This is a genomic window from Paraciimarium castrense LEGE 11436, from assembly GCF_056633055.1.
The window spans coordinates 9,990-26,680 of sequence record NZ_JBSJOW010000011.1 but is presented as its reverse complement, the minus strand read 5'-3'; the positions used below and the strand labels follow the sequence as shown (position 1 = coordinate 26,680).

The window sequence follows — 16,691 nt, the reverse complement described above, 5'->3', positions numbered from 1 at the left end:
CCTTGGTGAAGGCGTCGAACATGGGGAGAGCTCCTGGTCGCGACGTGAAGTCGGGGAGAGTTGAAGGGATGGCCAGGTTGTCTGACGCCCGGGAGCACCGAGCATCTGTCAACTTGACTTGACCATTGTTGGTTGTCCCCGCGGCAGGCGTCTCACCAATTAACAAACGGTCACCGTGCCCTGGTCTGTTGGCTGTCTTGCTGGCAGGGAGGCCGTGCGCTGGGTCGTGAATCGGCCACAAAAAAGCCCCCTGATGGGGGCTCGTGGGGTTGTGCTTTCGGTTGGAGCTGGGCTCAGCCCTCGGCTTTCGACTTCGACTTCTTGCGGGCTGGAGCCACCTTGCCTGCACCCACGAGGTCGCCGCCATTGACACTCACGCCGGTGATCTTGCCACCCATCCGCTGAACAAGCCGCATGGTTTCATTCATCCGGGTGTAGGGCACATTCATGGTCATGTCTGCCGTACGGGAGTAGTCGTTGTTGGCGAGACCGGTGACGGTGAATGTGACCTGACGGCTGCTGGTGAAGCTGGTGCCGCGGCTACCTGCAGAAACCTTCATGGTGGTTGGTGCGAAGGGGCAAAAGGGAAAAGATCAAGGCTCGCGCAGAAGCAAGCTTCAGTTCACCGGCGTGATGCTGGCGACCCGACCACCCTCACGGTGGATCTGTTGCTGGTACTCCAGCAGTTTGTTGAAGGGGATGAAACGCACCCGGTTGCTGCGCTTGTGCAGCCTGTAGTTGTTGAATCCGGTGATTTCAACCCTGAAGGTGCGGCCTTCTTCACCGGAACCCACGCCCTGGCGGGTGACGCCATCGCTGGTGACCTTGCGGAACACCGAGCCCTTGGCATTGGGACTCACCACCGGCAGCGGCTGCTCGGCATGGACGGCTGGGTTGAGCCGGGATTGGGTCTTGAGCAGGTCGCCGCGCACAGAAGCACCCACGCCGCGGGTGAGTTGCAGCATGTAGGAAAACTGCAGACCCTGCTGGCCGGAGTTGTAGTTGAAGCCATGCAGGTAGGGAACAGCTTCTTCGCCGAAGCGTTCCTGATACTCGGCACTGTCGATGTAGGAGTCGATCTCGGCGTCGAAGCCCTGCTCCTGGAGGATGGTGAAGTGATGGAGCATTTCGGCCTTGTTCTGGGGAGCCCGGCCGAGCAGATGCTTGAAGTTGAGTTCGATGAAGCGGTAAGGATTGCAGTTCTCGAAGAACTTCTGCTTGTACAGCCCGCTCTTGGCCACCTGGCGCACGAATTCCCTGATGCTGAGGTAGCCACGCCTGAACAGGGACTCAGGCCCTGTCAGGCGCTCGCTCTTCATCACGTACTGGTTGCCCAGCACCTGGCGGTAGACGGCGCGGATCAGGAGCGCCTTGTCGTTCTCGGAGGCGTTGGTCCAGTTCTCTTTGGCGCTGTCGTTGGCGAAACGCTCAATGCCCAGGTAGGCAGCGTTGGCGAGGGTCATGGGCTTCGGGCCGGGGGGAGGAAACGCGACGTGGCCGTTGGGCCGCCTGGGCAGACCGGAGGGCCTTGCAGGGCGGGGCAGCGTAATGCGACTCTGCCAACGGCTGCATGGGCAGATCCTATGGGCCGCCGGCAGGCCCACCGCCAGGCTTTCACAATCGTTACAAAGTTTGCCCCTGGCGCCCGCGCCTGATCCAGATACCATCCGCCCAGGTGCTGCCTGGGCCCCAGGGCTGTGGCGCACCGCCACACCAACACGCAACCAACCCGCACGGAGGGGCGATGGGCGATCTTGCTGGCCATCCTGATCCTTCACTCCGGGCGTGCCCCGAGCCGGCCGCCACGGCCGCCCCGGCGGTGGATCGACTGGCCGACCAGCTCAACACCCTCTCGGAGGTGGTGGAAACCCTCACCTTCCGGCTTCTGGAGCTGGAGGAGCAGGTGTCCGTCCAGCAGCAGCGGCTGGAGCCCCTGATCGAGGCTTCCGATCGGGAAGACGAGCGCCATGACGAGCTGCGGAAGCTGCGCTTCGATCAGACCGAACAACGCCTGAGTCACCTGGAACAGCTGCTGCAGGTGGCCCAGGGCGCTGGCCCCGGGGCCCCGTTTGCTGAGCCTGCCCCCCCCTTGATGGCCATCGATGGACCCTTCCCCGAAGAGCTGGAGCAGCCCTTCATGGACGAGGTGCCGGCCTGATCGGCCTCAGCTCTTGAAGGCCTCGTGCCAGGCGGCAGGAATCTCGTGGCTGTAGTCAGCCGTCCGGCTGAAGCGGAATGGGCCGGCCAGGGAGCCCCACACCTGGGCGTGGGAGTCGGGGTCGTGGCCCGTATCGATTGTGCGCATGCCGCTGGCATCGAGCTCCAGTCGACTGACGAGGTAGGTGGTCTGACCCCTGCGCTCCACCAGACAGCGGCAGCCGGGTTCCACTTCGCCGACGAATCCCGCGGCTTCCTTGCGCACCACGTAGGCACACCCCTCCAGGGGCACCAGGTCGGAGGAGCTGATGCGGCTGCGCAGCGCCTCGTTGTCCACCGCGCCCCAGAAGCGCTGCTCATCAGCGAGGGCCTGGTTGTGGATCACCAGAGCGTCGCCCTGGCGTTCGGCCCGCAGCACCCGGATTCTGTAGGGCACGGCTGGATTGATGGCGTAACTCTGCTCCAGCAGCAGCGAGCCCGGAGCGAGCTGGGGCAGGGGCCGCAGCGTCACCAGGATGTGGGCATAGAGGGGGGGGTTGTCGAAGGCCTGCTGCTGGTTACTGAAGCCGGCGCTGAGCAACTGCACCAACCGAGCCAGGGCGCTGGCAGCGTCGGTGCCCCTGTCACCCCCGCCGCGCCCATCCCTGCCCCTGTCGTCCGTGGCGCTCTCGCTCAACTCCCGTGGCTCAACTCGATGGCCGCCAAGTTAAGACCCTGGCACGTCCGGTCCGCAGCCTGCGGAGGGCGGGGTCACAGGTCGAGGAGTCTGAGCCGGAACTGCGCGACCTGCCCGGCCAGCTCCGGTGACGAGCGGTGGAACGGATGGTCGGCAAGGGCCTCGAGCACGGCAGCGAGGCGGGCTTCGCGAGGTTGATCGAGGCTTGGGGCCTGGGCGGCCAACTGACCCCAGGCCTCATCGAAGGCCTGGGCAAAACTGTCGGCGTTGTCGAACACCTGGGGGAAGCTGCCTGGGGGCTTGCGCATGGTGAGGGATGGTGGGCGCCCAAGAGGCGCGGCACGGGGAGGGAAAGGCACGCTCGGCGTGGTCAGGAGGCCGCCTGCTCACACAATGCTGCTGAGGCTGGGATGCGATGAAGGGGCTTTGGACCCCGAAGTTGCACTGCCAGGGTTGCACTTCCAGGGTTGAAATGCCAGGACCCAGATTTGAACTGGGGACACGGCGATTTTCAGTCGCCTGCTCTACCAACTGAGCTATCCCGGCCCGTCGCCTCAGCGACCCAGGGATCTTAGATCACGACCCCCGACGCTCCGGGGTGCGGGCCAGGCAGGCCAGGCCCAGCACACGCCAGCCGGCGCTTTCGAGGGCGGCCGCGGCGTGGCAGGCAGTGGCTCCGGTGGTGAGGATGTCATCGAGCAGCATCAGCGGGCGCCGACCGCGGCGATCCCCCCGGGCTGGGGTCGCGCAGTGGAAGGCACCCTCCTGATTGGCCCAGCGCAGGTCCCGGTTGAGGCGGTGCTGCCCCAGCACAGGCCGGCTGCGGACCAGCAGGGACGCCTCGGGCCAGCCGAGCTGGCCCGAGAGCTGCTGCGCCAGCAAGGGCGGCAGGGGATTGGGTCGACGCTTCCAACTGGGGACGTGGACGAGCAGGGGGCGCTCCCTGCCCACCGCCGGGCCTGAATCGGCCTGGAGGCCCTCCGCCAGGGTTCTCACCAGGGGTAGCAATCCCTGGGGCCTCAACTCACGGCGCAGCCCCAGCAGGTGGCGGCGCAGGGCACCGTCGTAGAGCCCGGCAGACCACCAGGCCAGGGGCTCCGTGCCGCGAAGCGGAGCCGCCTCCCGCTGCCAGGCCCTGGGCAGGCCCCCTGCTGGGGAGCTGGGGGCGCGCACCAGCCACTCGAGGGGCAGCAGTTCCCCCAGGCCAGGCCAGAACCCTGCACTCATGGCCCTACGGCTCAAGACGGTCTCAGCTTTGCCCCATCGGCGTCAGCCCGGCGCCTGGGGCATGGCCCGCAGCATCGCCACCAGGGTGCGGTGGGCGTCCTCGCTGTCGGTGAGGGTGTGGTCGAAGGCCACCTGGATGCTGCGGCCGTCCACGTCCAGCTGCATCGCTTCGGGCTGAACGGCGAGCATCCGGGCCTGGCTGGCGTCGGCCACGCCGCCGTAGTGGCGGGCATAGCTGAGTACCGCTTCGGCGTGGTCGTCGTTCATGTGCTTGCAGATCCGATCGCTCACGGCGGCGGTGAGAGGGTCGGCGGCCATGGGGGTCAGGGCGGGTGATCTGATTCTGGGGCTTCTAGCCGGCGGCGAAGCGCTGCCACAGGAGCAGGCCCAGCCGGATGGCGCTGAAGCTCACGTAGCCCGCCAGCAGCACGAACAGGCCCATGGAGATCCAGGTGCGCAGACGGTCGTTCATCGGAGTTAGGGAGTTGGTTTGAGGGTGGATGCAGCCAGTCTTGCCATGCCCAGGGCGGCTGACAGGCCAGGCCGGTTGAGCACGGGCACCCCGAGGCGCTGCTGGCGCAGGCGCCGCCACTGGGGATTGCGGGCGCCGCCGCCGAGGCTGATCACCCGCTGGATCGGTGGTGCCCCCAGGCTGGCCAGCCGCTGCCAGCCGGCCTGCTCGATCGCCGCCAACCCCTCCAGCAGGGCCTGGAGGAAGTGCACGTCACTCACGGGCCTGGGCCCCAGGATCGGCTCCAGGTCGGGGTCGTCCACGGGGAAGCGCTCACCGCGCCCGGGCAGGGGCCGCAGCTCCAGGCCTGTGGGCCGTGAGGGGTCGATCTGGCGGCTCAGCTCAGCCAGTTGAGCCGGGCTGAAGAACTGACCCAGCACGCCGGCGCCGCTGTTGGAGGCGCCTCCCACCAGCCAGCGGCCGGCCACCCGGTGGCAACTGAGGCCAGGGCCCTGCAGGGGCTCAGGGCAGAATTGCTTCAGCACAAGGGTGGTGCCCAGCACCGCCACTCCATCGCCGGGGGCGGGATCGGCCGCGAGCACGGCGGCATTGGCGTCCGTGCTGCCGGCCACCACCTGGCAGCTGGCCGGCAGGCCCAGGCTGCGGGCGCGGCTGGCGGCGAGGGGGCCGAGCACGCTGCCGCTGGCGCAGATCCGCGGCAGGGCCGGGCTCCAGGGCTGGGAGGCGATGGTGCCCTGCCAGCCCTGGAGCAAAGGATCCCACCCCAGACGCAGGTTGTTGGCTGCTTCACCCCAGCGCCAGTCCCCCAGCAGCCAGCCCATCAGCCAGTCGGCCTGATGGCGCAGCAGCAGCTCGGCGCCCGGGGCCGGGGCGGCCTCCAGCAACCGCAGCGCCCTGGCGAGGCTGCCGCTGGCACTGGCGGCGGGGGAGGCGGCCGCCCCATCGCTGGAGGCGTCCGCCCTGCCCTCGCCCTCACTCAGCTGCCGGGCTCTGCGGACCTGCTCGGGGCAGGCCGCGGCGTAGGAGAGGGCCTGGCCGAGGGCACCCTCCAGCAGGCTGCCGTCCCGGTGGCAGAGCAGCAGGGTGCCGGAGGTGCCGTCGATGGCGATGGCGCCCACGCTGGCGCGCAGCTCGGGCGACAGACGGGCGCAGAGGTCCACCAGGCCCTCGCGCCAGCTGGTGGGATCGCTGAAGGCAGCGGGATAGGCGGCGGCTTGCTCAGCCAGCAGATCGCCGCTGGCGTTGCAAGCGGCCAGCCGCAGGCCGCTGCTGCCCAGGTCCAGGCCAAGGGCGCAGGGGCTGGGCACGCCAGCCATCCCGATTAGGCCGGCCAGGCTCAGGCCGCTGCGGCGACGGCGCTGCGCTCGCCGCTAGGTGAACTGGCGCCCTGGCGGGCCTCCTTCAGGGTGGCGGCGATGCCGTCGACGTTCTCCCAGGGAAGGTTCAGATCGGTGCGCCCGAAGTGGCCGTAGGCCGCCACGTCCTGATAGAAGCGGCCGCCGCGCTGCCGGGGAAGATCGCGCAGGGCGAAGGTTTCGATGATGGCGCCTGGACGCAGGTCGAAGTGTTCCTGCACCAGGGCGGTGAGGTCAGTGTTGCTGACGCTGCCGGTGCCGAAACTCTCCACCAGAATGCTCACCGGCCTGGCCACGCCGATGGCGTAGCTCAGCTGCACTTCAACCTTGCGGGCGAGGCCCGCGGCCACCAGGGCCTTGGCCACGTAGCGGGCGGCGTAGGCGGCGGAACGATCCACCTTGGTGGGGTCCTTGCCGGAGAAGGCGCCACCGCCGTGGCGGGCATAGCCGCCGTAGGTGTCAACGATGATCTTGCGCCCGGTGAGGCCCGCATCCCCCTGGGGGCCCCCCACAACGAACTTGCCGGTGGGGTTCACCAGAAAGCGGGTGCTCTCCTGACTCGGCTTCAGGGCCAGGTCGCCAGTGGCAGGCAGCACCACATGGGCCCAGAGATCGGCGGCGATACGCTCGCGCAGCCCTTTCTCGTCACTGATGCCGTCGATCTCCGGCGTGTGCTGGGTGGAGATCAGAATCGTGTCGATGGCCACGGGAACGTCGTTCTCGTACACCACGCTCACCTGGGTTTTGCCGTCCGGCAGCAGGTAGGGGAGGCTGCCGTCATGGCGCACCGCCGCCAGCTGGCGGGCTAGCCGGTGCGCCAGGCTGATCGGCAGCGGCATCAGTTCGGGCGTTTCGTTGCAGGCGTAGCCGAACATGATGCCCTGGTCGCCGGCCCCGATCTTGTCGAGGGGATCGCCGGCGTGGTCGTCGGCCTCATCGACGCCCTGGGCGATGTCGGGCGACTGCTGATCCAGGGCCACCAGCACGGCACAGCTGTGGGAATCGAAGCCGCCGGCCCTGGCACCGCTATAGCCGATGCGGCTGATCACATCCCGCACCAGGGTGTTGAAGTCCACCCGGGCCGTGGTGGTCACCTCGCCGGTGAGCAGGCAGAGGCCGGTGTTGACCACGGTCTCGCAGGCCACCCGGGAGGCGGGATCCTGATGCAGGAGGGCGTCGAGAACGGCGTCACTCACCTGGTCACAGATCTTGTCGGGATGACCTTCGGTCACCGACTCCGAGGTGAACACATACCGGCTCATGGCATGGGGCCTTTGGGGGCACCAGCCTATGGCGTGATCGAGCCGCCCTGGCGCGCCTCCAGCTCAGACCACTGGCTGACCTGGGGGAAGCAGGGATCCAGCGGAGGTGGATTGCTCCAGCCTGCCAGATAACCGAGCACCACGCCCACACCAGCGCCGCGGGCCATGCGCAGGTCGCTGTTGGCATCGCCGATCAGGGCACAGCGCTGCGGAGGCACCCCCAGGGCTTCACAGAGGGCCAGCACGGCGGCGGGGTCTGGTTTGCGCGGGGTGTGCTCGGCGCTCCAGCTCGCCTGGAAGTGCTGGCGCATCCTCTGACTCTGCAGAAACGCCTCGATGCCCGCCTGGTCGTCGTTGCTGATCACGGCGCAGCGCAGCCCTGCTCCGGCCAGCCGATCCACCAACCCATGCAGCCCTGGGGTGGCTCCTGGAGGGCTGGCGCTGCCCTGGCCGTGCAGGTGGTCGGTGACGCTGAAGACCTCCTGGCTGAGCTCAAGCGCCTCAGGCCAGCCGAGACCCACCTGGGCCAGGGCCGTGGCCGTGGAGATCAGGTTGTGCTCGCGGCAGGCCACGGCCGTGGTGCCGGCTGGATCGATGCCCTGGCCCCGCAACCCGTAGGCCTGCTCCAGCAGAGCTCTGGCGCGGGATCCTTGCCTGGCATGCAGCGGGCCATGGCGCTCTCCCAGAAGCTTCAGCCCATGTGCTACGCGGGCCGTGGCCAGGGCATGGAGCATGGGCTCGCTGATCGAGAGGGTGCCGTCCTTGTCGAACAGCACGGCGTCCACCTCCCCGATCGGCTGACCCCTCAGCAGCAGCAGGGCCATGGTGGCTGGGCTCAGTCGACGGTGACACCCATGGGCTCATTGTCCTCGGCCTGCTCAAGCAGCATCTGCTTGTAGCGGGCGGCCATCTCCTCCGCCTTGTCGAACACCTTCTGGGGGTCGGTGAGCATGTCGCCCGGTTCCGGCTCCAGGGCCTTGGTGGAGAGGGAGATGCGACCGCGCTCGGCATCGAGGTCGATGATCATCACCTTCATCTGGTCGTTCACATTCAGCACCGTGTGGGGCGTTTCGATGTGCTCATGGCTGATCTCGGAGATATGGAGCAGGCCACTCACGCCGCCGATGTCGATGAAGGCGCCATAGGGCTTGATGCCGCGTACGGTGCCCAGCACCACTTCGCCCACCTCGAGGCGATTCATCTTGCGTTCCACCAGGGCGCGGCGATGGCTGAGCACCAGGCGGTTGCGCTCCTCGTCCACCTCCAGGAACTTGAGGGGCAGGAAATCGGCCACCAGCTCTTCCTTGGCCTTGCGGGTGCTGATGTGGCTGCCGGGGATGAAGCCCCGCAGGCCCTCCACCCGCACCAGGGCGCCACCCCTGTTGGTGGCGAACACTTCGGAGTAGATGGTGGCGTCTTCCTTCTGCAGCTGGCGCACGCGCTCCCAGGCGCGCTGGTATTCGATGCGGCGGATCGAGAGGGTGAGCTGGCCGTCCTCGTTCTCCTCGCTGAGGATGAAGAACTCACGGATCTCGCCGGGCTCCAGCACATCGCTGAGACCCTCCACCCGGTTGATCGACACCTCCTGCAGGGGCATGAAGGCGGCGGTCTTGGCCCCGATGTCGATCATCGCGCCCTTGGATTCCAGGGCGAACACGGTGCCGTTGACGACGTCGCCTGGCTTGAAGTTGTAGTCGTACTTGCTGAGCAGCGCGGCGAACTCATCCAGCGTGAAGCCCACGCCGTCGAGGTCACGGGTGGCTGCGCGGCTGCTCGGGTCGTCCGCTGTCGGGACCTCTTCCGGAATGGCGAGGTCGAGGTCGTCGGCCGCTTCAGCGGCAAGGGCGAGATCGGCCTCGGTGCTGCTGATGTCGGAAGGGGTCACGGTCATGGAGAGTTGGCGGTCTGCCCGAGGCAGGGTGAAGGGATCGACGAGCCCGCCCGCCAGCGGTCCGTCGCGATCAATCACTGTATCAACGGGGCCGGGCCGCCTAGCCGATCGCCGCCAGCTCCGCGGCCTTGCTGGCGCGGCGATTGAGGCGCTCGAGGGCGGCCACGAAATCGCTGATGCCCTGGAACTGCCGATACACCGACGCAAAGCGCACGTAGGCCACTTCGCTCATCTCGGCCAGTTGCTGCAACACCAGCTCACCGATGTCGGCGCTGGTCACTTCCCGGCAGGAGCGCTGCTGCAGCTGCAGCTCAATCTCGTCCACCACCAGTTCCAGCCGTGCTGGCTCCAGCCCGGTTTTCTCGCAGGCCCTCAGCAAGCCGTGCAGCAGCTTGGCGCGGTTGAAGGTTTCACGGCTGCCGTTGCGCTTCACCACTGTGATCGGCACCGTTTCCACCCGTTCATAGGTGGTGAAACGGAACTCACAGTTCAGACATTCGCGGCGTCGACGCACGCTCCTGCCGCTGTCTGCTGCCCGTGATTCGAGCACCCGGCTGTCGGTGTGTTGGCAGGAGGGGCATTGCATCCCCGAAATTCCGCGCTGGGTTTGAGAAGTTTAAGCAGCCGATCCGCCCTTGAGAAGGGCTGAGCAGCAAAAGGCCCCTGACGGAGTCAGGGGCCGGACCAGCCCGAAGGCTGCTGGGATCAGGCAACCCAGGCCCTATTTTCCAATCTTCGGTGGATCGCGGAAGGCGATCGCAAAGAAGAGGGTGGCCAAGGCCAGGGTCAGAATCAGGATGTAGGCGAAGCTCTCCATGGGGTGACTCCCGGGTCAGCTGAGGGTGGAGCCGGCCGGGGGCACGTAGCCCTCCGGCAGGCGGCGGGTCGACTTGTCGCCCAGCTTCTGGAACAGGCCGAACTCCACCTGGTCACCCAGATCGGGATCGATCCCGGCGAACACATCGCGGTAGAGGGTGCGGGCACCGTGCCAGATGTGGCCGAAGAAGAACAGCAGGGCGAAAGTGGCATGGCCGAAGGTGAACCAACCGCGGGGTGAGCTGCGGAAGGTGCCGTCGGAGTTGTAGGTCTCGCGGTCGAACTCGAAGGCCTCACCAAGCTGGGCCTTGCGGGCCAGCCGCTTGACATCGGCGGGATCGGTGAAGGTCTGGCCGTTGAGGGCCCCTCCGTACACGGTGGCCGTGATGCCGGTCTGCTCGAAGGAGTACTTGGCTTCAGCCCGGCGGAAGGGAATGTCGCCCCGGACGATGCCGTCCTGGTCTTCGAGCACCACGGGGAAGTTCTCGAAGAAGTTGGGCAGGCGGCGCACCTGCAGGTCGCGGCCCTCCTTGTCGGTGAAGGAGATGTGGCCGAGCCAGCCGGTGGGCAGGCCGTCGCCGTTCACCATCGGGCCCACACGGAACAGGCCGCCCTTGGCGGGGCTGTTGCCCACGTAGTCGTAGAAGGCGAGTTTCTCGGGGATGGAACCGTAGGCCTCCTCCATGGAGGCACCGTTGTCGAGGGCGGTCTGCACCCGACGGCTGATCTCAGCCTTGAAGTAGCTCTGGTCCCACTGGAAGCGGGTAGGGCCGAACAGTTCCACCGGGGTGGCGGCAGCGCCATACCACATGGTGCCGGCCACCACGAAGGCGGCAAAGAACACGGCGGCAATGGCCGAGGCCAGCACCGTTTCGATGTTGCCCATCCGCAGGGCCTTGTAGAGGCGTTCCGGCGGGCGGGTGGTGATGTGGAAGATACCGGCGATGATGCCCACGATGCCGGCGGCGATGTGGTGGGCCACGATGCCGCCGGGGTTGAAGGGGTTGAAGCCCTCAGGACCCCAGGAGGGCTGTACGGGCTCCAGATGCCCGGCAATGCCGTAGGCATCGCTCACCCACATGCCCGGTCCGAAGACGCCCGTGAGGTGGAAGGCGCCGAAGCCGAAACAGCCGAGGCCGGCCAGCAGCAGGTGGATGCCGAAGATCTTCGGCAGGTCCAGGGCGGGTTCACCGGTGCGGGGGTCCTGCCAGATCTCGAGATCCCAGAAGGTCCAGTGCCAGATGGCGGCCAGGAACAGCAGGCCGCTGAAGATGATGTGGGCGGCGGCCACGCCCTCGAAGCTCCAGAAGCCTGGATCCACCCCGGTTTCACCGGTGATGCTCCAGCCACCCCAGCTGCCGGTGACCCCAAGGCGGGCCATGAAGGGCATGACGAACATCCCCTGGCGCCACATGGGGTTGAGCACCTGGTCGGAGGGATCGAAGATCGCGAGCTCATAGAGCGCCATGGAGCCGGCCCAGCCGGCCACCAGCGCGGTGTGCATGAGGTGCACGGCCAAGAGTCGGCCCGGGTCGTTGATCACGACCGTGTGCACCCGATACCAGGGCAGTCCCATGGGGAGTCGTTCTGGGTGGGTTGGGCGATCGTAAGGGTGGGCACGCCTCCGGCGCGGCGCAGGTTACGGACCGCAACGGCGCGGCCCACAATGGGGCTTGCTGCGCCAGCTCCGATGCCTGTGATCCGGTTCCTGAGGGAGGAGCGCGATGTGGAGTGCTACCCGGGCGAAAACCTCAGGGAGGTGGCCCTGCGCGAAGGAGTTCAGCTCTACGGGCTCAAAGGGGCCCTGGGCAACTGCGGCGGCTGCGGCCAGTGCATCACCTGCTTCGTTGAAGTTCCCGAGGGCCAGGCAAGTCAGGCCCTCACGGGGCGGACCCCGGTGGAAGACCAGAAGCTCAAGCGTCGGCCAGGGAACTGGCGGCTGGCCTGCCAGGCCCTGGTGCAGCAGTCGCTGGTGGTGATCACCCGCCCCCAGGTGGGCCTGGCCGACAAGGATCGGCGCCAGACGGCCGCCATGGCCACACCGCTGCCGCCTGGACCCACGAGCTGGCCCGAGCCCCCTGCCGCCAGCCAGCAGGAGGCAGGCCCCGATCCGGAGGCCGCTGAACTGGACCCCGCCGACGTGGCTGTGGAGCGCGGTGCAACGGCCGGTGAAGGCCCCTGAGAAGGGCCCGATCGCCGGTGATACCCTCCGAGTAAACCTCAGCTCATCCATGGAAACCAACGATCTCGGCTTTGTTGCCAGCCTGATGTTCGTGTTGGTTCCCACCGTGTTCCTGCTGGTGCTCTACATCCAGACCAGCAGCCGTCAGCGCGGCTGAACCTCCCTGCCCTCAAGCCCTCTTCCCATCGAATCGAGTCGTCAGTGCTTGGGGCTCGGGGCACTGCACGGCCGTCAGCGGCCCAAGAGAGCTGGAGGCTGAGCCGATTGAGCGCCTCAGGATGGGGAGCTCGAGCGGCTGAGACAAGCCGCTCTCCCACCAGGCCTCAGCGGCCGCTCTCCGGCTCCCGCACCAGCAGCACCGGCGCCGGGGCATGCACCCGGATGTAATCGCTCACGGAGCTGCCCAGCAGACGGTCGAGATCCACTAGAGCCTTGGCCACCACGGGGCGTCGATCCTGGGAGGCGATCACCACCAGATCGGCCTTGATGTCCTCGGCGGCGCTGCACACGGTGCGCCCCACGTCGCCGGTGCGATGCAGCGGTTGAAGCGTCACCCCCAGGCCCCGGGCCCGTTGCACGGCCCTATCCAGCACCTCGTCGGCAGGTGAGCGTCCCCCCCGCGACGGGGTCAGATCCTGGCGGGTGACATGGACCCCGGTGAGACTGCCACCGGGAATCTCCCGCACCAGCTCGCAGGCCAGCTTGAGGGCGTCGTCGCCCACGCCGGTGCCGTCGATGGCCACCAGAAGCTTGTTCACATGGCGCACGTAGAGGTCGTCGCGCACCAGCAGCATCGGCCTGGTCGAGAGCTGGAACACGTACTGGCTGGCGCTGTTGCTGAGGATTGACTGCAGCCGGCTCAGGCCCCTCGACCCCATCACGATCAGATCGGCGTTGAGCTCCTCGGCCACCAGCAGCACGGTCTGTTTGGTGTCCCCCTGGCGAATGATCGTGTTCACTTCGCTGGGGTCAAGCTGCAGCCGGCCCACGGCGGCGGCCACGATGCCGGCGGCCTCCTGCCAGTGCTCCTGGAAATTGGCTCCCGCCTGCTCCGGCACCACGTGCAGGAGGTTGAGGCGTGCCTGGCGTACCACGGGGATGTCGCGGAGCATCCGCACCATCTCCTCCACGTGGCCTTTGCCGGAATCGGCGATCAGAACGTTGCGAAACACGGGTGCTGCGGTGGGCTTTCAGGCAGCCTATGGCGGTTTGCCGAGCACGAGGCTGCCGCCATGCAGACCTTGATAGAGCCCAACGCCTGGGTGCTCCAGCGCCGGGTTCTGCCCCAGCACACCGACCATGCCGGTGTGATGTGGCATGGCGCCTACGTGGCCTGGCTGGAGGAGGCGCGGGTGGAGGCCCTGGTGGCGGCTGGCCTGGCCTACAGCGCCCTCGCGGCCCGTGGCCTGGAACTGCCGGTGGTGGCCCTCTCGATCGATTACCGCCAGGCCCTGCGGCACGGCGACAGCGTGCGGCTGGCCAGTGTGGTGGAGGCGCGACGAGGCGTGCGGATCCCCTGGCGCAGCTGGTTCCTGGCCCCGAATGGGAGGGTGGCGGCCACGGCCGCAGTGGAGCTGGTGTTGGTGGACGGGTCCGCGGGCCTGGGGCGGCGCGTGTGCCGAGGCCTGCCAGCCGATCTGGAGGCGGCGCTGGCGGCCCTCGCCGCAGGGCCGCCAGCGGCCTGAGGGCTTAGCATTGGTACAGATGTACTGATCGCCATGGGAACGCTGGCCCGGTTGCCGCTGGGGCGCTCCGGCGAGGGGTCGCCATCGCGGCAGCGGGAGGGCCGGGCCCTGGAGTTCAGAAGTCGGCAGCCGGCCTGGGGGCAGGAGCGAAGGCGCTGGTGGCTGCTGTGGGCCTCATGCCCTGGCGTGGGTTGGGTGCGGCTGCGGGCGATCGAGGCGAGATTCGGCACCCTGGCCAGGGCCTGGGAGGCTCCTGCCGCCGCCTTTGCCGCGATGCCCGGGATAGGGGAGGCCTGGCTGGCCGGCCTGGAGGCGTTCCGGCGGCGCTGGGGGGCTGATCCGCTGGAGAGCGGGCGTCTGCCAGCAGACCGCAGGCTGCTGGTGCCGGGTGACCCCAGCTATCCGGAGGCGATGACGCAGCTGGAGCGCCCCCCGCTGGCGCTCCACTGGCGCGGGCAGGGCTCCCTCTGGCCTTGGCTCGCCAGGCGCCAGGGGGTGGCGGTGCTCGGCACACGGCGGCCATCGCGCCATGGCCTGGCGATGGCCGAAGCCCTGGGGGCTGCGTTGGCGCGGGCGGGCTGGCCCGTGGTGAGCGGGCTGGCCGAGGGCATCGATGCGGCAGCCCACCGGGGTTGCCTGGCCGCAGGAGGCCTGCCGGTGGGGGTGCTGGGCACGCCGCTGGAGCGGGTCTACCCCCGCCATCACGGCGCCCTGCAGAGCCAGGTGGCGGCGCAGGGCCTGCTGCTGAGCGAGCAGCCCCCTGGAGCTGCCGTGCGTCCTGGCCACTTCGCCGCCCGCAATCGCCTCCAGGTGGCCCTCGCCAGGGCCGTGGTGGTGGTGGAGTGCCCCGAGCCCAGCGGGGCGCTGCACTCGGCGCGGTTGGCCTGGCAGGAGCAGCTGCCGCTTTGGGTGGTGCCCGCCGATGCCGCACGGCTCTCGGCCCGGGGCAGCAACCGCCTGCTCAGCCAGGGAGCCTCGGCCCTGCTCGAACCCGCCGACCTGATCCGCCAGCTGGGCCCTGGCCCGGCAGGGGGGTCGGCTGGGCCCCGCGGGGTCGCCTCCCAGGCCCACCCCGAGGCGGCGCTGCTGCAAGCCCTGGAGGGAGGGGCCTCCCTGGAGCAGCTCTGCCTCACGTTTGACCAGAGCGCCGCCCAGCTCGCCGCTCGGCTGCTCAGCCTCGAGCTGGCCGGTGTGGTGCGCGCCGAGCCAGGCCTCCGCTGGCGCCGCCTTTAGGCTGGGGCCATGCTGCGCGGCCTTGCCACTCAGAGCCCCTCCAGCCAGCAGGCCATGGGTCCGCGCTCCTGGACGGCCCACGACCTGCTGACCTGGCGCAGCCGCTGCCTGGCCCAGGGCGGCCGCAGGGCCGATTTCGACTGGCTGCTGGATCTGGCTGGCGGTCTGCCCTGGAGCGAACTGCAGCGCCTGCATCTGGATCCGGCCCGTCCGGTGCAGCTGGTCTGCCCGGTGGCCAGCCTCGAAGCGCTGTGGCAGCGCCACCTGGCTGGCGGTGAACCGCTGCAATACCTCGTGGGCCTCTGCCCCTGGCGCGACCTGGAGCTGAAGGTGGGGCCAGGTGTGCTCATCCCCCGCCAGGAGACCGAGCTCCTGGTGGAGCTGGCTGGCGGGCTGGTGGCCGTTCCGCCGGCCCTCTGGGCGGATCTCGGCACGGGCTCCGGTTGCCTGGCTGCGGCGCTGGCGGGCCTCTGGCCTGGCTCCAGCGGTCTGGCCGTGGACCTCAGCCCCGAGGCGCTGCGGCAGGCCGAAGCCAACCTCGAAACCGTGGGGACGCTCTCCAGGGTGAGGCTGCTGCAGGGCCATTGGTGGGATCCCCTGCAGCCGTGGTGGGGCGCCCTGGGCCTGGTGCTGGCCAACCCGCCCTACATCCCCAGCGCCGTGTGGGCCGGCCTCGAACCTGGGGTGCGCGATCACGAGCCCCGCCTGGCCCTCGACGGCGGCCCCGATGGCCTCCGGTCCCTGCGCACCATCGCCCGGGGGGCCGCTCAGGCCCTCGCCCCCGGCGGCGTCCTGCTGCTGGAGCACCACCATGACCAGAGCGGGGCGGTGCTGGGGCTGCTCCGCCAGGCGGGTCTGCAGCAGGTGCAGGCCCACCGGGATCTGGAGGGGGTGCTGCGCTTTGCCTCCGCCCGGAGGCCACTCCCATGACCTCAGCGCCCCTGCAGCACCAGGTCTGTCCCCCCCACGAACTGGCCGCCCGGTTGCTGGCCGGCGAGGCAGGGCTGATGCCAACCGACACCCTGCCGGCGCTGGCGGCCCTGCCCCGCCATGCCGCTCAGATCTGGGAGCTGAAGCGACGTCCCCAGGAGAAGCCCCTGATTCTGATGGGGGCCGGCATCGAGCAGCTTCAGCCGCTGCTGGGGCTGCCCTGGAAGCAGGAGTGGTTGGCCCTTGCCGGTCGCGGCTGGCCCGGCGCCCTCACCCTGGTGCTGCCGGCCCAGGGGCCGCTGGCCGAGGCCCTCAATCCCGGCCGCGGCAGCCTGGGCCTGCGCATCCCGGCCTGCGCTGCCGCCCGGGAGCTGCTGCAGCTCACTGGTCCGCTGGCCACCACGAGTGCCAACCCCTCCGGTGAGCCTGCCGCCACCACGGCGGCCGAGGCTGCCGCCTGCTTCCCCCAGCTGGCCCTGCTGGGCCCGCTGCCCTGGCCGCCAGCCAGCGGGCAGGCCAGCACCGTGCTGGCCTGGGACGGGGCCTGGCAGCTGCTGCGCTCCGGCGCGGTGCCCTTCCCGCTGCCATCCTCTCTGCCCTCCGCCTGAACGCCTCACCATGGCCGCCCTTCTCGTGCTCGTGGCGCTCACCATGGGGCTCTATCACTGGCTGAGCACCCCGCTCAACGGCCTCCTCAACGGACTCTTCCAGGCTGGTTGGCTGCCGTTGCTGCCGGCCCTGCTGCTGATCTGGCTCCTGGCTGGCAAGCGCTGAACCGGTCTAGGTTCTGGCCTGCTGTCCAGGC

Annotated in this window: 22 protein-coding genes and 1 tRNA gene; 8 read left to right on the top strand and 15 right to left on the bottom strand. The window is 68.8% G+C overall.

The genetic code is table 11. The features are described from left to right. Window positions 1–293 precede the first annotated feature (293 nt). Both ACWJIO_RS13640 and ACWJIO_RS13635 read right to left on the bottom strand, forming a co-directional pair. Window positions 294–560 carry a phycobilisome linker polypeptide gene (locus ACWJIO_RS13640; protein WP_480314299.1) on the bottom strand — a complete coding sequence of 89 codons (267 nt, stop codon included), beginning with the start codon at window positions 558–560 and terminating at the stop codon, window positions 294–296. A 57-nt stretch (window positions 561–617) separates the two neighbouring features. Continuing rightward, a complete protein-coding gene (locus ACWJIO_RS13635) occupies window positions 618–1,463 on the bottom strand; it encodes a phycobilisome rod-core linker polypeptide (protein ID WP_480314297.1) in 846 nt (281 codons plus the stop codon). 281 nt (window positions 1,464–1,744) lie between these two features. On the opposite strand from ACWJIO_RS13635, the gene ACWJIO_RS13630 reads away from it, so the two are divergent. After that, window positions 1,745–2,158 (top strand): hypothetical protein, encoded by a 414-nt coding sequence (locus ACWJIO_RS13630; protein ID WP_480314295.1) that lies wholly within the window; start codon window positions 1,745–1,747, stop codon window positions 2,156–2,158. Between the two features lie 6 nt (window positions 2,159–2,164). On the opposite strand, the gene ACWJIO_RS13625 is transcribed toward ACWJIO_RS13630, so the two are convergent. From ACWJIO_RS13625 to psbB, 12 genes are all read right to left on the bottom strand, one after another. After that, on the bottom strand, window positions 2,165–2,755 hold the full coding sequence (locus tag ACWJIO_RS13625; protein WP_480314303.1) for a chromophore lyase CpcT/CpeT: 591 nt from the start codon (window positions 2,753–2,755) through the stop codon (window positions 2,165–2,167). 152 nt (window positions 2,756–2,907) lie between these two features. Continuing rightward, window positions 2,908–3,141 carry a hypothetical protein gene (locus ACWJIO_RS13620; RefSeq protein ID WP_480314293.1) on the bottom strand — a complete coding sequence of 78 codons (234 nt, stop codon included), beginning with the start codon at window positions 3,139–3,141 and terminating at the stop codon, window positions 2,908–2,910. A gap of 165 nt (window positions 3,142–3,306) precedes the next feature. Further along, window positions 3,307–3,379 (bottom strand) — tRNA-Phe (locus tag ACWJIO_RS13615). Between the two features lie 30 nt (window positions 3,380–3,409). Beyond that, window positions 3,410–4,060, bottom strand: a complete 651-nt coding sequence (locus tag ACWJIO_RS13610; RefSeq protein ID WP_480314291.1) for a ComF family protein — start codon at window positions 4,058–4,060, stop codon at window positions 3,410–3,412. A 42-nt stretch (window positions 4,061–4,102) separates the two neighbouring features. Continuing rightward, on the bottom strand, window positions 4,103–4,378 hold the full coding sequence (locus tag ACWJIO_RS13605; protein ID WP_480314289.1) for a DUF2470 domain-containing protein: 276 nt from the start codon (window positions 4,376–4,378) through the stop codon (window positions 4,103–4,105). Between the two features lie 159 nt (window positions 4,379–4,537). Further along, window positions 4,538–5,848 (bottom strand): FGGY-family carbohydrate kinase, encoded by a 1,311-nt coding sequence (locus tag ACWJIO_RS13600; RefSeq protein ID WP_480314287.1) that lies wholly within the window; start codon window positions 5,846–5,848, stop codon window positions 4,538–4,540. Between the two features lie 20 nt (window positions 5,849–5,868). Then, a complete protein-coding gene (gene metK, locus ACWJIO_RS13595) occupies window positions 5,869–7,149 on the bottom strand; it encodes a methionine adenosyltransferase (protein WP_480314285.1) in 1,281 nt (426 codons plus the stop codon). 26 nt (window positions 7,150–7,175) lie between these two features. Next, complete coding sequence (locus tag ACWJIO_RS13590; protein ID WP_480314283.1) at window positions 7,176–7,973, bottom strand: HAD family hydrolase; 798 nt, start codon at window positions 7,971–7,973, stop codon at window positions 7,176–7,178. Between the two features lie 11 nt (window positions 7,974–7,984). Continuing rightward, window positions 7,985–9,040 (bottom strand): 30S ribosomal protein S1, encoded by a 1,056-nt coding sequence (locus ACWJIO_RS13585; protein WP_480314281.1) that lies wholly within the window; start codon window positions 9,038–9,040, stop codon window positions 7,985–7,987. Between the two features lie 100 nt (window positions 9,041–9,140). Continuing rightward, window positions 9,141–9,626 (bottom strand): transcriptional regulator NrdR, encoded by a 486-nt coding sequence (gene nrdR, locus ACWJIO_RS13580; RefSeq protein WP_480314279.1) that lies wholly within the window; start codon window positions 9,624–9,626, stop codon window positions 9,141–9,143. Between the two features lie 135 nt (window positions 9,627–9,761). Further along, window positions 9,762–9,857 (bottom strand): photosystem II reaction center protein T, encoded by a 96-nt coding sequence (locus tag ACWJIO_RS13575; RefSeq protein WP_043368769.1) that lies wholly within the window; start codon window positions 9,855–9,857, stop codon window positions 9,762–9,764. A 15-nt stretch (window positions 9,858–9,872) separates the two neighbouring features. Then, window positions 9,873–11,432 carry a photosystem II chlorophyll-binding protein CP47 gene (psbB, locus tag ACWJIO_RS13570; RefSeq protein WP_480314277.1) on the bottom strand — a complete coding sequence of 520 codons (1,560 nt, stop codon included), beginning with the start codon at window positions 11,430–11,432 and terminating at the stop codon, window positions 9,873–9,875. Between the two features lie 114 nt (window positions 11,433–11,546). On the opposite strand from psbB, the gene ACWJIO_RS13565 reads away from it, so the two are divergent. Next, window positions 11,547–12,038 carry a 2Fe-2S iron-sulfur cluster-binding protein gene (locus ACWJIO_RS13565; protein WP_480314275.1) on the top strand — a complete coding sequence of 164 codons (492 nt, stop codon included), beginning with the start codon at window positions 11,547–11,549 and terminating at the stop codon, window positions 12,036–12,038. A gap of 49 nt (window positions 12,039–12,087) precedes the next feature. Then, window positions 12,088–12,195, top strand: a complete 108-nt coding sequence (psbM, locus tag ACWJIO_RS13560) for a photosystem II reaction center protein PsbM (RefSeq protein ID WP_043368765.1) — start codon at window positions 12,088–12,090, stop codon at window positions 12,193–12,195. Window positions 12,196–12,361: 166 nt separating this feature from the next. On the opposite strand, the gene ACWJIO_RS13555 is transcribed toward psbM, so the two are convergent. Further along, on the bottom strand, window positions 12,362–13,210 hold the full coding sequence (locus tag ACWJIO_RS13555; protein ID WP_480314273.1) for a universal stress protein: 849 nt from the start codon (window positions 13,208–13,210) through the stop codon (window positions 12,362–12,364). 60 nt (window positions 13,211–13,270) lie between these two features. Between ACWJIO_RS13555 and ACWJIO_RS13550 the strand changes: the two genes are divergently transcribed. Genes ACWJIO_RS13550 through ACWJIO_RS13530 form a run of 5 tightly spaced genes read left to right on the top strand, consistent with a single transcriptional unit; the run spans window position 13,271 to window position 16,660 of the window. Beyond that, complete coding sequence (locus ACWJIO_RS13550) at window positions 13,271–13,723, top strand: acyl-CoA thioesterase (RefSeq protein WP_480314271.1); 453 nt, start codon at window positions 13,271–13,273, stop codon at window positions 13,721–13,723. A 33-nt stretch (window positions 13,724–13,756) separates the two neighbouring features. Beyond that, the gene (locus tag ACWJIO_RS13545; protein WP_480314269.1) at window positions 13,757–14,956 is read left to right on the top strand and encodes a DNA-processing protein DprA; all 1,200 of its coding nucleotides are present in this window, start codon (window positions 13,757–13,759) and stop codon (window positions 14,954–14,956) included. A 9-nt stretch (window positions 14,957–14,965) separates the two neighbouring features. Then, window positions 14,966–15,886 (top strand): peptide chain release factor N(5)-glutamine methyltransferase, encoded by a 921-nt coding sequence (prmC, locus tag ACWJIO_RS13540; protein ID WP_480314267.1) that lies wholly within the window; start codon window positions 14,966–14,968, stop codon window positions 15,884–15,886. Further along, a complete protein-coding gene (locus tag ACWJIO_RS13535; protein ID WP_480314265.1) occupies window positions 15,883–16,494 on the top strand; it encodes an L-threonylcarbamoyladenylate synthase in 612 nt (203 codons plus the stop codon). The genes prmC and ACWJIO_RS13535 overlap by 4 nt, the downstream gene beginning before the upstream one ends. A 10-nt stretch (window positions 16,495–16,504) precedes the next feature. Next, complete coding sequence (locus tag ACWJIO_RS13530; RefSeq protein ID WP_480314263.1) at window positions 16,505–16,660, top strand: hypothetical protein; 156 nt, start codon at window positions 16,505–16,507, stop codon at window positions 16,658–16,660. Window positions 16,661–16,691 lie beyond the last annotated feature (31 nt).